The sequence below is a fragment of the Pantoea septica genome (genome assembly GCF_002095575.1).
Taxonomy (GTDB): domain Bacteria; phylum Pseudomonadota; class Gammaproteobacteria; order Enterobacterales; family Enterobacteriaceae; genus Pantoea; species Pantoea septica.
Genome location: NZ_MLJJ01000010.1, coordinates 38,778 through 52,970 on the forward strand (window position 1 = coordinate 38,778; position 14,193 = coordinate 52,970).

A 14,193-nucleotide genomic window follows, 5' to 3' on the forward strand; every position below is an offset into this window, starting at 1 on the left:
TTAAAGTAACAAACAGTTAACCTGGCAATTATGCAGCATAATTCACCTTTGCACGCATTTACGCTGGCTGACTCTGCTCTCAGGTAGGCAGGTATGTCGGAAAAGGTGTCTGAAGAGGCCAATAGCGATTCACAGTGGCTTAAATTGCTCAACTTAACCGGGAAATATCATGCATATTCGTGCCCTGTTCGGAGGAACGCTTTTATTAATGTCACTCCTGTTCTCAGCAACCGCCGCTCAGCCTTTTCCCCAGCTTTCTCCCCGCGTGCAGCGTATCTCTGTACAGACGCAAGGCGCAGGAACGGATGTGATATTGATTCCGGGGCTGGCGTCGTCTCGCGAAGTCTGGGCCGATTTAGCAGCAGAATTACGTAAGAAACACCGCATTCATCTTGTAGAACTTGCGGGTTTTGCAGATACACCGGCCATTTCCAACCCTGAGGGGAGAGTCATCGCGCCGGCAGCTGAGGCCATCGCAGAATATATCCAGGCACAACACATCAAAGCGCCGGCGATTATCGGCCATTCTCTTGGGGGAGAGATTGCCCTGATGCTGGGGGCGCGCTACCCCAACCAGGTTGGTCGCCTGATGATTGTCGATGCTTTACCCTTCTATACGCTGACGATTGACCCCGCCGCGACCAGCGAAACGGCTGTGCGGCACGCCGCCTCTATGCGGAACTGGCTGCTGCAGCAGTCGCCGGAGCAATTCGAAGCGTCGCAAAAAGCATCCGTAGCCCGTTTAGCCAGGAGCGAGGCGGTGAGGCCTGCACTGGTGGCGGCGAGCATCCGTTCCGATCGCAAAACCGTTGCGGATGCCGTGTATGAACTGATGGTGACCGATTTGCGTCCCGAGCTTGGCCGCATCAAAGCGCAGATGGCGATCGTCTACGCGTATGACGCCTTGTTTGGGATACCGGCAACCAGCGTAGAGGCGATGTACCGTCAGGCCTATGCCTCTGCACCTCATATCCGTTTCACGCGCATTGATGACAGTTTTCACTTTGTGATGCTTGATCAGCCAGAACGGTTCGCCAGCGCGGTTAACGCTTTTTTAAATGAGTAAAGGATGATCGGGGCGCAAGCACCGCTTTTGGCACAAAGCGCACTGACGCGCAGATCGATGTCCGCTATGAGCGAGAAGCGGACATTGCTAACAGCGTTCTAGGTGAACCCGCGAGGCACAGGTTACGCAATGCCGGTTGGCCTACCATCAAACCGAAGGTCAGAATTTCGCTCATCACCTTAATCTCGATACAGTTTGGTGGTTATTGAGATACCATTGGGCATTGATGTGATGGACTAGCCTCTTTTCCAGTGCAAATCCATCAAAGCTCAATGAACCTATCAGTCTGAGCATACTGAACTTTTGATCTAGTCATTGACTAATAAAAGATCGAAGAATCGCTTCTTTATACTCAGCTGAGCCATCATCATTTTTTAAAAAATTGTCACTGTTACCCTCTAGGCTGAAATCTTTCGAGAACGAATCAATTCTTCACGTAAGTAATAAGCTCTAGCAGAGCCAGTTTCTACAATTCCTGTTAAGAGAAGCAGGCATATATCGTACATTCTTCTACTGAGAGTTCCGCGATTTTCTATCTGCAAAAATCTTCCAACCACCATTTCTATATAGAATGCTGTATTGACTTGCTTCCCGATAATATGTCGATTGGCACTATAATGCTCAGCTAAAATCAGAATGCCTTCTTCGAAGAATACGTTGTAGAAGTTATAAATCAATGAAGATAAGGCTTCAAACACATGGCTATTATGTGCAGATTGCCTAGCAAAACCGAGCAAATATTTAGCACCTCGCTTCATATCTTTCTCTTCATTCTCATGTCCTTGCCAAGGGCAATCCGCATACATCATTCCACGCAGTAGCTGATTTAGGTCATTCTGTAAACCGATATAATGATCATTAACATCATTCAAAGCTATCTTGTGTGCTTCTGGTGCTAACAGGCACCAAAGTGCCCATATAGCATCATAATCACCTTCTTTTTCTACAGCGACATGATAGGAGAGTGTTAAAGAATAAATGAAGCCGGGAGCTTTTGTACACCCTAATACCAATAGATCTTTAAAGGGCATGAAGTTATTGTTTTTTGAAGAAACAACATGTTCAGAGAGACAGTCTTGAATCTGCTTTTTAATTTCATGATTTATTTTTTCATCATTACTCGAACGATGATTTTGATACTCCGTATCAAATACAAAACTCATTAACCTATTGACCAACTGAATTTGTATGTCATCCTTAGTACAGTAAGGAACCATTAGCATTGGTAAATGAATAAACCACGAACAGTGGCTTTCCAAAGATATATCGTTAACTGAAAGCTTAAACTTTCCCTCAATCAAGTCGTTACGAAAAGCTGTTAAAAGATCATTCCATTTTTCGAGTGCGGCTTGCAATTCAGCACCTTGTAAATGATAAAACCTACGTACCTCACTATATTCCCTTCGTAATCTGGCATACTCAACTATTCCACCTATACAACGGGATGCTAATTCAGCGTCTCTAGACCAAAGAAACTCTCTTACTCCCTTAGCTGCACAAGCACTAACGTTCAGGTTCTCATGCGTTAATGCTGTAGCTAACGCAAACTTCAAATATTCTATTTGTTCTGAATCTAGATCTAAATCAAATAACTTAGGTAAGACAAATGCGCATGCTCCAGAGCCATAATAATCAGTCTTATCATGTGCAGCTGTCCCAATCATATTGTCTGCGTGCATGAATATTGATTCTAGGATGATTTCTAAGCACCACTTTTTATCTTCATAGCTCAATTCTAAAAGAACATCACGAACACAAACAGCTGCAACAGTTGTGATTGTGCCAACCGCCATATCAGCAAAGTTGTGAACTTCACCTTTTTGGAGGGCGCTGAGCAATCCCTTAGTAGCTATTAACGCATCCTGATATGAAGAGAAGTATTTTTCTTCTAGTAATTGCTCATCGAATAGTTTTTTACCCCATAAGCTTAAACTAGTTACGGTGTTATCCATTGCGTGCTTTTCATTAAATTCTTGTTGATCCAGTTTTAAATCTTCCGGAAGCTCTGATGAGCTTTGAAACAATACTCTGTCATTTTCTTTGTCTTCAACTACTTCCCAAGTCCTTGTATCGACTCTGTGCACCATATACCGAAGGCTTTTTTCATTACTTGCAGTAGCTTCATTTTTCAGTTCATCAACAATTTTTAAAATATCATCCCTTAGCTCATTTACGAACTGAAGCCTTGTTAATAAGGTTTCTAATGACTCTTTTCTCCATGGTCGAAGTGCTGCTTCTCTTCTCTCTTCTAGGTATATTTTCGACAATGCATCCCTATTAATACCAAAGAAATGCATCTCATTCCCACCCATTTCTTGTGTCATTCGAATCAAATCTAAATGGTATAAATCAGCAGTTTTAAGTAAAGGAAAGGCGGCTTTGCCTACTTTATTAGGGAAGCCTGTGGCCACAGAAGATAAAACAGATGTAGGCATTACTGAATTACTAGAGCGAAGAACATAATCAAAAATCCAATCTATTTCATTATTCTTACCACAATTTTCAACGTACTCAACTAACCAGTTCTCCAACGCCATAAGAGCACTCTGTAATAAGTAGGGCAACGTAGACTGTCCTCTATATCCCTTCCAGAGGTGGGGAGATGCATACTGTTTAACTACTGTGCCATCATTCAGGGTTATATCGACTTGTTTAGCTACTGTTTCGAAGGCGTAAATAGTGTCTTCTTCATTGTCTTGAGTTTTAGAAAAATCCGATTCTGAATATTTTTGTGCTGTCAAATTGCACAATCTAATAATGAAATCCAAGCCTAGCCTTGGCTTGAATTGAAGAAGATATTTGAAAGGGCCTTTGGCACCGCTTGCAGGGAAAAAATCTCGTTCTGTATCTAGCCCAAATGATTCCTCTACGTCTACTCGATATGACCCGTAGCCATAATCGTTCTCTTCGGATTTTTCCAACAGCCACTCATGCATTGAAAGTTTAACTACGAAGTCAGGATAAAACTTACACAACATAGGAACATTGAAGCCTATAAGTGCCAAACTACTCAGTTCATCAACATAACTTAATCGTCTAGGCTTTATCTTTGAGGTGAAAACGTCCTGTTTCATCAATTCATCAAAATCATCTTTAATAGCCGTTGAAACTTTTAATAAAGCATTTAATATTTTTTTTCTTTGCCCCTCACCACGATATGAATCTTTAACCTTTTCAAGGAGCCATAAACTTAAAAAACCAACCTTTTCAGACGCTTTTGGCAACTCATCATGTATATTAATGAGACCAGTCCATTCATCTATCAATTCAATAACTTGAGTACGTACAGAACTACTCAAATTATCTTTTTCCTCATAAATAAAATGGAATAGTGCTTCCCAACCTTCTCCATATGGTTTCAGGAAAAGGGATTTGAGCAATCCCGATTTTTTATCTTTTATCAATAGCCCGTTGTGTAGAGATATTGGTCTTTGACACGTTATTCTGAGAATAAAACAAAATCGTGTCAAAAGAGCACAATCATCTTTAAGAAGCTGGCGCTTGAGTGAATTAAGGAACATCCCAGGAGAGTCATGTTGCATGATTGCAGAAATTGCCTCGTCCTTCCAATAACTCTCTATCTCGTCCGAAGATAATAAACCTTCTACGAATTCATTAGTTGTATCATCAAATTTTAGCTTCCTATATAGCCATAACCTGAACGCCCTACTTATCGCAGGTTCATTTCCTATATTTAACAAAAAGCTTGCAACATTATGAGAATTATCAAAATGCTCTCTATCGATGAACTCCTCTAAAGCCCAATCTTCCAAAACATCATGCATAGGACTTACACAAGATGATTTTTGATCTCTGTAGATCAAATGGTCTTCTTCCAACTTTGCGATTACTTCCGGGTCAAAACCGCTTGCTCTGACACCAAAAAGCATCTTTTTAGCTCTCTCTATTGCTATTTTAATAAAGGTTGCTCTTCTTCTATCTGGCATCCCTGACTTTCTATCAGCTTCTTTTGCAATGACAGTCCGCCACACTGTATCCCTAAAGTCTTCTTCAGTATCTCCAATCCCAAATTGAGCGCCATTTTTTATAGCTCTTACAGCAATCTCAATAAAAAATGGTATTCTTAGTAGTTCTACTAATGAGTTATTAGATATTAAAGATTTTAGCTCTGGAATATGCTCGCAAACTTGCTCAACTTGACTATCTTCAAGCCCTTCAATATTCATGCTGCTAAAATTTATAGAGCAAGGCTGTAGGAAATTAAATGACAATTGTTGATAAGCATAGTCCCGGCCAGTTGCAATGATAGTCCAACCAGACTGTTTTCTAATGTATTGCAATAACTCAACAAAAGTATTTGGATAATTTAGTTCTAAAACTTTTTCTAGGGACTCTATTACGAGTACTTTTTCGTGAAGCAATGAGAAATGACTTTCAATTTCTCCTAAAGAAGATGTAATTCCCATGGAAGTGAAAACTTCATTTAAGTTACTTTTATCTAAATCTTCAGCTCTTAAGTAGAAGACTGGAACATCTAAATTTTTTGTTGTGATGAAATCTTTAACAACGCCTGACTTTCCAGCCCCTCTTGCACCGGTAACAAATACAAACTCACTATCTCTATAGCAGTTAGATAGTGCTGCTAGTTGTTCTGCCCTATCAACATGGAGTCCATTTATAGTTGTAGAAATACCTTCGAAAATATGCTGACTGCGCTCATAAAGCTTTATCAAGTCATTCTCGAAATATAAATAGCTTGATTTATTAAATAATCCTTTAACGTCTTCTGGTATATTATTTTGAGTTAAAACCCCCGCATTCTGGTTGAAACTTTGAACGCAGGAAACAAGTCTAGCTAAGACTAGAGAAGGTAATACGTCTGAGTAACACTGAATCAATGAACAAAGTAAGTTTGCTACGATTGAATGTTCTGCGTCTAAGTCAAAAGGTAAAATCTGAAACGATTTTAAGAAAGACCACAATTCTTCTTCTGAGATAGCCACCCCGTTATTCGCATGAGTAAGTTGATCTCTAAATATTCCTAATCTTTCGAGCTTTGCTTCACTGGTAAATCCTTGGGTTTGAGATTTCTTTATAAAATCTTCTGAGTTCGATGAAAACTTAGCCCATTCAAGTAACGGCAAAGTATTATTTATGTCAGTTTTGGGTAAATTACCTGTTATTAACGCGATAGAATCTCTTTCTGCCTTAAAGCCCACACTTTTAAAGTCCGCCCAAGCACTATTTATAACTTCTGCAAATACTGAGTTTGATGAGCCACTAATAGTTATTTCATGCTTAATCTGAGCAAAGATCTTACTTTCATTATTTGAGTTGTCTGTGGCAGTCAATACAAAATCATCAGTATTTACACCATCATATTTGTTCTGGAATTTTAACTCTTTAGCCCTCATGTAGTTACTCAAACAAGGAACACAAGATTTAGTCAATAAGGATAGTGCGAAAGCTGCTTGAACTCTTGTTTCGAAATTAACTCCTCCACCGCCAGTAGAAAACGGGTTACTTTGTTTTTTATTTCTAGACTCATTTTATATTCTCCCTGAAGGTGGAATTTCTTTATCAAAAGGCCGGAGTGTCTGCGCGGTTTCAGTATTATAAGGCAGCTCAGCCCTTTGAGTAGAGGTTTTATCCACACTAGCCATCTGTATGCCTTTCTGCCGCATATGAAAGGCGATTTGCTGCCAGCGGCGTAGCCATTGTTCTTCCTTTCCCTTGTAGGCCTCTAGCTCGGCCTTGAGGCGATCTACCTCCACCTGTAGCTCTTCGGGCCTCTTTGTTCGTCTGCTCTTTGATTTTCACCAGTCCGCCCGACAGTGCTCGTTTGGCGTTGTCATAAGCGCTTTTGATCTCGGATTGCGGATGATGTGGCTGCAGGAAGGCTTGTTGTTGCGTTTCCACAGTACAAACTTAAGGCTCAGCGAGGATACGATTTAGTCTACCGTTCAGTATTTTAAATAAGCATTCTAAGACAATGGCTCTCTGAAGAATTGAGCTCTCTGAAAGATTGAATGACGGTCTAAAAAGGTCCGCTTCTGGCACGAAGCCGAGGAGTTTACTGGTTTGAATGTCCGCTGTGAGCGAGAAGCGGACGTTCGAGTGGTCTAGCAAGCAGGTGGGGGTTTTGCTAACGTGGTTGCGTATCAATAACAAGGGGCAGGTCACATTGGGCTACAGTGAATACCAAAAGTGGTTTGTTTAATTAAGCGGGATAATTACAGCATCGGTGGGTTTATACTTATCGTTGGGAGAAGATCCTAGTGATTGGTGCCCCTCTCTTCAGCATAATACCTTGCTATAAAAAGAACAGATCAAGAAGCTGGCAAAAGCTGGAATGATTACTTGTTGAGACACATTATCCTGTAAGGAAACACAGCATGTTTAAAGAACTTATAGAGCAGAGCCTAAACGAGGCAAAAGCCGCCAGAGCTGCGCTGAACAAGGTTAACGGCGTAGTTGTCGGAAAGATGCATAATCCTGATCAGGGGTTGTATCTCGCTAACTATGCAAATTTGCTAATGAACAGGCAGATAGATATCTTTGATGATGCGCTTCTCCTCCTCGAAAACGAACGATACCAAACCGCTTGTGTCGTTAGCCGGGGGATGATTGAAACACATGCTTTCTCACGACTCTTAAACAAGAAAGTGGAGAAGATCCTGACGAACCAAAGCGGCCGCGAAAGTGTAGATAAAGCTCTCGATGTCATCCTGGGCTTTACGAACAGTTCCCGATTTAAAAAGTCAGAGCAAGAAAAGATTCAGAAAGGAGTATTTGACCCTAACGACTACATGTTTACTGAAGAGACTAAGCATCGTTTTGAAAACCTGCTTGCTGTCAGTCAGCATGTGATGAATGCTTTACGCGATCTCTATGAAGATGAGATGAAACAGACTAAGGAGAGAGAAAGCGATTTTGAACTGACGTATGACATACTTAGCGAATATGTTCATCCTTCACAAACGAGCATCTACCAATACTACACACCTGAAACCCACTTAGTTCCTACTTCAGTTGGTAATATCCATGCTTATGAGTCTGCTCAGATACAGTGCGCGAGAGCGCTACACTTCATATTAGATGCGAAGAATCAACATTATTGGTCTTCACAGTTAGCAGATGAGATGACTAAACGTGGTAAACAGTAAAAACTCAGCCCCTGTAGAGGGGCTTTTTATTTGACAGTCTTTTAATTTCTTCTTTATATACTGCAAATGACATGCGCCCCATAGAACAATTTATATTGATGTTAGCAATGCCCGCTTCTGGCACGAAGCGGACATTCGCACTAAATCGCCGTCATCTGCGTACAGCGCCTTCTTTAGAGATAAAAGTCTGACGCCATGAGAGCAAGCCTCCCGCGACAGGACAAAAACAAAAAAGGCTGCCCTCAGGCTGCCCTTTTCTCACGCGCGCAAATTTACTTCGCGGCGGTTTCCATCCCCATCAGGCCAATCTTGAGATAACCCGCGCCGCGCAGCTTATCCATCGCGCTCATCAGGGTCTCATAATCGACAGACTTATCAGCCTGGAAGAAGATAGTGGTCTCTTTGTTGCCTTCGGTCTGGCTGTTCAGTACCGCCACCAGCGTCTCCGGCGTCACCTGCTCATTGCCGATATAAAACTGCTTATCCGCTTTAATCGACAGGTAGACCGGCTTCTCCGGCCGCGGCTGCGGCGCGCTGGTCGAGGCGGGCAGATTAACGCGAACATCCACGGTCGCCAGCGGCGCGGCCACCATAAAGATGATCAGCAAAACCAGCATAACGTCGATAAACGGCGTGACGTTGATTTCATGCATCTCGCCATCGGTTTCCAGGTCGTCGTTTAATCGCATCGCCATAAACTTAACCTACGCGTAATTTCTGAGCGGTCGGGCGAGCTTCAGCGCTTTTCGCGTTAAGGTTGCCCAGGTCGATATCGCGGCTCTGCAGCAGCAGGATCTGCGCGGCCACGTCGCCCAGCGACGCTTTGTAGCCCGCGATCATGCGCGCAAAAACGTTATAGATCACCACCGCAGGAATCGCCGCCACCAGGCCGATAGCGGTGGCCAGCAGCGCTTCGGCGATGCCGGGCGCGACAACCGCCAGATTGGTGGTCTGGGTCTGCGCGATACCGATAAAGCTATTCATGATGCCCCAGACCGTCCCGAACAGGCCGATAAACGGCGCGACGGAACCGATGGTGGCGAGGAAGCCGTTGCCGCGACCGGCGTGGCGGCTAAAAGCGGCGACGCGGCGCTCAAGGCGAAAGCTGGTGCGCTCTTTAATGCCGTCGGTATCTTCAACGCCCGCTGAAAGCGCGATCTCGTTTTGCGCGTCATTCAGCAATGCCGCGCTGTGGCTGTGGCTCTTGAACTGCGCGGCGGCGCGGGCGGCGTCGCCCAGGCTGCGGGCTTCGCCCAGCGCCTGCTGCTCGCTTTTCAGTCGACGTTTCGCCGCGCTAAGCTCGGCAAACTTTCCGAAAAAAATCGCCCAGGTCACGACCGACGCCAGCAGCAGGCCGATCATCACCACTTTTACCACGATATCGGCATGTTGATACATGCCCCAAACAGAGAGATCCGTTTGCATTAAGTCACTGGCTACCACGCTGCGTCTCCAACTTCATATGCAGGAATAATGGATAAGCGCGAATAATAGCAAAAAAACGGCGAATTGATAGTAGTTCTCATTACTATTTACAAACAGTACGCCGCTCTCACCGGGCTGTTGCCGCCCTTTTATGACGCTTTTCAACGCCATTTCAGAAATGTGATTTCCCGTATAATTTTATTAAAACATCGTTTCAAAATGTGAGCTTGTTCATTCAATCAACATTGCCGCATTTTCAGCCAGCGCGATTTGCCTATTCTGGCAGCACGCGGGCCACTTCCTCTGCCGCCTATGACCTGTGCCCTCCTCTATCTGCCTGGAGAAAAAAATAATGAGAGTGAATAAATGGATTCTTGCCGTTTCCGTCTCTGCTGCGCTCGGCCTGAGCGCGGCTCCGGCATCGGCGAAGGTATTAAAAGTGGCGGAGGTCCAGCCCGCTGGCTATCCCACCGTCGTGGCGCTGCAGCATATGGGTGACAAGCTGAAACAGGCTACTAACGGACGGCTGGAGATGAGAGTCTACGCAGGCGGCGTGCTGGGCGACGAAGATCAGACGCTGCAGCAGGTGCAGCTTGGCGCCATCGACATGATTCGCGTCTCGCTGGCGCCGGTCACCACCATCGCGCCGGAAACCAGCGTGCTGACGCTGCCCTATATTTTTCGCGACGTCGACCATATGCACAAGGTGCTGGACGGCGAGGTCGGCAAGCAAATAGTCGACAAATTCGACGCCGACGCCAACGCGCGCATGGTCTTTCTCGGCTGGACCGACGCGGGCGAGCGCAACATGATCACCAAAAAGCCGCTCGGCAAGCCGGACGATCTCAAAGGGATGAAAATCCGCGTGCAGAACAGCGCCATCTCGCTGGCGACGCTGAAAGCGATGGGCGCGAATCCGGTGGCGATGGGCGTCAGCGAAGTCTTCAGCGCCATGCAGACCGGCGTGGTGGACGGCACGGAAAACAACCCGCCGACCTTCGTCGCCCACAACTATCTGCCGGTCGCCAAGTACTACACCCTGACCGGCCACTTTATCCAGCCGGAGATGATCCTCTTTTCCAAAACCTCGTGGGCGCGCCTGTCGCCGGAAGATCAGACCCTGCTGAAAAAGCTCGGCAAAGAGGCGCAGGATGAGGAGCGCCAGCTGTGGGCGACCTACACCCAGCAGTCGATCGAGAAGATGAAAGCGGGCGGCGTGACCTTTCAGGAGACCGACAGAGACTATTTCATGAAAGCGACGCAGCCGGTGCGCGATCGGTTTGGCGGCAAGTATCAGGATCTGATGACGCAAATCGCCGACGTTAAATAACCTTCCGCCGCCGCGCCTTCCGCGCGGCGCTATTCAGGTAACGCATATGAACCGATACTCTCGTCTGATGGATGGGCTCTATCTGCTGTGCATGGGCATCGCCGCCGTCGCGCTGTTGATTATGGTGACGGTCATCCCTGTCGGCATTTTTGCCCGCTATGTGCTCAACGGCGCGCTGGCCTGGCCCGAGCCGGTCGCCATCGTCTGCATGATCATTTTCACCTTTATCGGCGCGCCGGTCGGTTTCCGCGCCGGCACTCATATCTGCGTCTCGATGGTGACCGATCGCCTGTCGCCCGCCGCGCAGCGGCTGATGCTGCGCCTGTGCGATCTGTTGATGGTGGTGACCTGTTTGATCATCTTCCAGGCGAGCTACAACCTGTGCGTGGCGATGTGGATCCAGCCGCTCGCCTCGCTTCCCTCGGTGACCTACGGCGAAATGTATTTGCCCATCCCCATCGGCGCGCTGTTTACCCTGCTGTTTGTTATCGAGCGGCTGCTGAACGGCGATCAAAGCCAGCGGCCGGTGGTGGTTTTAGGCGGCACACATTAAGGAGCGACCATGGACGCATTGATGTTGATCGGCAGCCTGATTGTGCTGCTGTTGTTGGGATTTCCCGTCGCCTTCGCCGTAGGCCTTAGCGCCTTTATCGGCGCCTGGTGGATCGATCTGCCGCTGGAAGCGGTGGTTATTCAAATTACGAACGGCGTAAACAAGTTCTCGCTGCTGACCATCCCCTTCTTTATCCTGGCGGGGGCGATTATGGCGGAGGGCGGCATCGCGCGGCGGCTGGTGAACTTCGCCTATATCTTTGTCGGCTTTATCCGCGGCGGTTTGTCGCTGGTGAATATTGTCGCATCGACCTTTTTCGGCGCGATTTCCGGCTCGTCGGTGGCGGATACCGCTTCGATTGGCTCGGTGATGATCCCGCAGATGGAGCAGAAAGGCTATCCGCGCGACTTCGCGGCGGCGGTCACCGCCAGCGGATCGGTGCAGGCGGTGCTGACGCCGCCCAGCCATAACTCGGTGATCTACTCGCTGGCGACCGGCGGCGTGGTGACTATCTCCTCGCTGTTCGTCGCCGGCATTTTTCCCGGTCTGCTGCTGGGCTTCTGCCTGATGGTGATGTGCCTTGCCTTCGCGCGCAAGCGCGGCTACCCCAAAGGCGAGCGCATTCCATTTCGCCAGGCGGTGAAGATCTTCTTCGACGCCTTCTGGGGCCTCTTTACCATCGTGATCATCCTGGGCGGCATCCTCTCCGGCATTTTTACCGCGTCGGAGTCGGCGGCGATCGCCTGCCTGTGGGCCTTCTTCGTCACCATGTTTATCTATCGCGACTTTAAGTGGAGCCAGCTGCATATCCTGCTGTTCCGCACGATCAAGACGGTGACTATCGTGATGGTGCTGATCGCCTTCGCGGCGGGCTTCGGCGCGGTCATGACCTTTATGCAGCTGCCGACCCTTATCACCGACGCCTTTACCAGCCTGTCGGACAACAAGTACGTCATCCTGATGTGCATTAACGTCTTGCTGCTGGTGATCGGCACGCTGTTGGATATGGCGCCGATTATCCTGATCCTGACGCCGGTGCTGCTGCCGGTGGCGACTGCGCTCGGCATCGATCCGGTGCACTTAGGCATGATCATGATGACCAACCTCGGCATCGGGTTGATCACCCCGCCAGTCGGCACGGTGCTGTTTGTCGCCAGCGCGGTGAGCAAACAGAAAATCGAGCAGGTGGTGGGCGCGATGCTGCCTTTTTACGGCCTGCTTTTTATCGTGCTGATGCTAATCACCTATATCCCGGCGATTTCGCTGTGGCTGCCGCATATGATGGGGGTGATGTAACCGGCTGAAAGGCGGCGCTTCGCGCGCCGCCCGTCCGCCCTCGGGCAGGTTCTGAATATCAGGATTTGGGGTCAACCCTGACCGGCAATTCGTGGTAACGTGAAGGCTTTGTAGCAGGCCGCAGGGCAGAGACGAATGACGACCAAAAAAATCGATACCACCTTAGTCAGCGCCGGACGCAGCAAACGTTATACGCAGGGCGCAGTCAACAGCGTGATTCAGCGCGCCTCGTCGCTGGTGTTCGATAGCGTCGCCGATAAAAAGCGCGCTACGGCGGGACGCGCCGCCGGCGAACTCTTCTATGGCCGCCGCGGCACCCTGACCCACTTCTCGCTGCAGGAGGCAATGACTGAGCTGGAGGGCGGCGCGGGCTGCGTGCTCTACCCCTGTGGCGCGGCAGCGGTTGCGAACGCCATTCTCTCGTTCGTCGACGCGGGGGATCATGTGCTGATGTGCGGCGCCGTCTACGAGCCGACGCAGGACTTCTGCACCAAAATCCTCAGCAAGCTCGGCGTCGCCACCACCTTTTACGATCACACCCTCGGCAGCGAAATCGGCGCGCTGGTGCGCCCGGAAACCCGCGTGGTATTTCTCGAGTCTCCAGCCTCCATCACCATGGAGGTGCAGGACATCCCGGCGATCGTCGCGGCGGTGCGCGCAAAGGCGCCGGACGCGGTGATCATGATGGATAACACCTGGGCGGCGGGCTTTTTCTTCAACGCGCTGGCGCACGGCGTCGATATCTCGATTCAGGCGGGCACCAAATATCTGATCGGCCACAGCGACGCGATGATCGGCACCGCGGTGGCGAACGCGCGCTGCTGGGAGCAGCTGCGCGAGAACTCCTATCTGATGGGCCAGACGGTAGACGCCGACAGCGCCTATATGGCGAGCCGCGGCCTGCGCACCCTCGCCACGCGCCTGCGCCAGCATGAGGCGAGCGCGCTGCAGGTAGCGGAATGGCTGGCGACGCGACCGGAAGTGGCGCGCGTCAACCATCCGGCGCTGGCGCAGAACAAAGGTCACGCCTTCTGGAAACGCGACTTCAGCGGCAGCAGCGGCCTGTTTTCTTTCGTGCTGCATGAAAAACTCAGCGGCGAAAAACTGGCGCATTATCTCGATCGCTTCCACCATTTCAGCATGGCCTACTCGTGGGGCGGCTACGAGTCGCTGATTCTGGCGAATCAGCCGGAAGAGCTGGCGGCGATCAGGCCAGCGGGCGGCGTCGACTTTGACGGCACGCTGGTGCGTCTGCATATTGGTCTGGAGCATGTCGACGACCTGATTGACGATTTAACGGCAGGTTTTGCACGCCTGACGCAGTAATAACTTAAACAGAACCTCAACCACGCCATGGTGACCGGCCGCAGATCAAATCTCTCTGCCGGATTGCCGC

10 protein-coding genes are annotated in these 14,193 nt (G+C 48.6%); 6 read left to right on the forward strand and 4 right to left on the reverse strand.

Annotated features, from left to right (window positions below; all coding sequences use genetic code 11):
- The first annotated feature begins 169 nt into the window (after positions 1-169).
- Positions 170-1,066 (forward strand): alpha/beta fold hydrolase, encoded by an 897-nt coding sequence (locus tag HA46_RS07350; protein WP_084883360.1) that lies wholly within the window; start codon positions 170-172, stop codon positions 1,064-1,066.
- A gap of 398 nt (positions 1,067-1,464) precedes the next feature.
- On the opposite strand, the gene HA46_RS07355 is transcribed toward HA46_RS07350, so the two are convergent.
- Positions 1,465-6,453: a hypothetical protein gene (locus HA46_RS07355; RefSeq protein ID WP_244277511.1), complete on the reverse strand. Its 4,989-nt coding sequence runs from the start codon at positions 6,451-6,453 to the stop codon at positions 1,465-1,467.
- A 123-nt stretch (positions 6,454-6,576) separates the two neighbouring features.
- Complete coding sequence (locus HA46_RS07360) at positions 6,577-6,801, reverse strand: protein kinase (protein WP_084883366.1); 225 nt, start codon at positions 6,799-6,801, stop codon at positions 6,577-6,579.
- A 621-nt stretch (positions 6,802-7,422) separates the two neighbouring features.
- On the opposite strand from HA46_RS07360, the gene HA46_RS07365 reads away from it, so the two are divergent.
- Positions 7,423-8,193: a DUF5677 domain-containing protein gene (locus tag HA46_RS07365; RefSeq protein WP_084883369.1), complete on the forward strand. Its 771-nt coding sequence runs from the start codon at positions 7,423-7,425 to the stop codon at positions 8,191-8,193.
- Positions 8,194-8,465: 272 nt separating this feature from the next.
- Here HA46_RS07365 and exbD read toward each other — a convergent pair whose 3' ends face one another.
- Positions 8,466-8,888 carry a TonB system transport protein ExbD gene (exbD, locus tag HA46_RS07370; RefSeq protein ID WP_033792211.1) on the reverse strand — a complete coding sequence of 141 codons (423 nt, stop codon included), beginning with the start codon at positions 8,886-8,888 and terminating at the stop codon, positions 8,466-8,468.
- A gap of 4 nt (positions 8,889-8,892) precedes the next feature.
- Positions 8,893-9,618: a tol-pal system-associated acyl-CoA thioesterase gene (exbB, locus tag HA46_RS07375; protein WP_071997460.1), complete on the reverse strand. Its 726-nt coding sequence runs from the start codon at positions 9,616-9,618 to the stop codon at positions 8,893-8,895.
- Between the two features lie 352 nt (positions 9,619-9,970).
- Between exbB and HA46_RS07380 the strand changes: the two genes are divergently transcribed.
- The 4 genes from HA46_RS07380 (at position 9,971) to metC (ending at position 14,123) form a co-directional block, all read left to right on the forward strand.
- Positions 9,971-10,948, forward strand: coding sequence for a TRAP transporter substrate-binding protein (locus HA46_RS07380; RefSeq protein ID WP_084883372.1), 978 nt, complete (start codon positions 9,971-9,973; stop codon positions 10,946-10,948).
- A 46-nt stretch (positions 10,949-10,994) separates the two neighbouring features.
- Positions 10,995-11,501, forward strand: a complete 507-nt coding sequence (locus HA46_RS07385) for a TRAP transporter small permease (protein WP_084883375.1) — start codon at positions 10,995-10,997, stop codon at positions 11,499-11,501.
- 9 nt (positions 11,502-11,510) lie between these two features.
- Positions 11,511-12,797: a TRAP transporter large permease gene (locus HA46_RS07390; RefSeq protein WP_084883378.1), complete on the forward strand. Its 1,287-nt coding sequence runs from the start codon at positions 11,511-11,513 to the stop codon at positions 12,795-12,797.
- Between the two features lie 135 nt (positions 12,798-12,932).
- Positions 12,933-14,123 carry a cystathionine beta-lyase gene (metC, locus tag HA46_RS07395; protein WP_084883381.1) on the forward strand — a complete coding sequence of 397 codons (1,191 nt, stop codon included), beginning with the start codon at positions 12,933-12,935 and terminating at the stop codon, positions 14,121-14,123.
- The last annotated feature ends 70 nt before the right edge of the window (positions 14,124-14,193 follow it).

Excerpts from the sequence above, each read along its gene's own strand:
- HA46_RS07350 (WP_084883360.1), top strand. The coding sequence starts at position 170 with ATGCATATTCGTGCCCTGTTCGGAGGAACGCTTTTATTAATGTCACTC.
- HA46_RS07365 (WP_084883369.1), top strand. The coding sequence starts at position 7,423 with ATGTTTAAAGAACTTATAGAGCAGAGCCTAAACGAGGCAAAAGCCGCC.
- exbD (WP_033792211.1), bottom strand. The coding sequence starts at position 8,888 with ATGGCGATGCGATTAAACGACGACCTGGAAACCGATGGCGAGATGCAT.
- exbB (WP_071997460.1), bottom strand. The coding sequence starts at position 9,618 with ATGCAAACGGATCTCTCTGTTTGGGGCATGTATCAACATGCCGATATC.
- HA46_RS07380 (WP_084883372.1), top strand. The coding sequence starts at position 9,971 with ATGAGAGTGAATAAATGGATTCTTGCCGTTTCCGTCTCTGCTGCGCTC.
- HA46_RS07385 (WP_084883375.1), top strand. The coding sequence starts at position 10,995 with ATGAACCGATACTCTCGTCTGATGGATGGGCTCTATCTGCTGTGCATG.
- HA46_RS07390 (WP_084883378.1), top strand. The coding sequence starts at position 11,511 with ATGGACGCATTGATGTTGATCGGCAGCCTGATTGTGCTGCTGTTGTTG.
- metC (WP_084883381.1), top strand. The coding sequence starts at position 12,933 with ATGACGACCAAAAAAATCGATACCACCTTAGTCAGCGCCGGACGCAGC.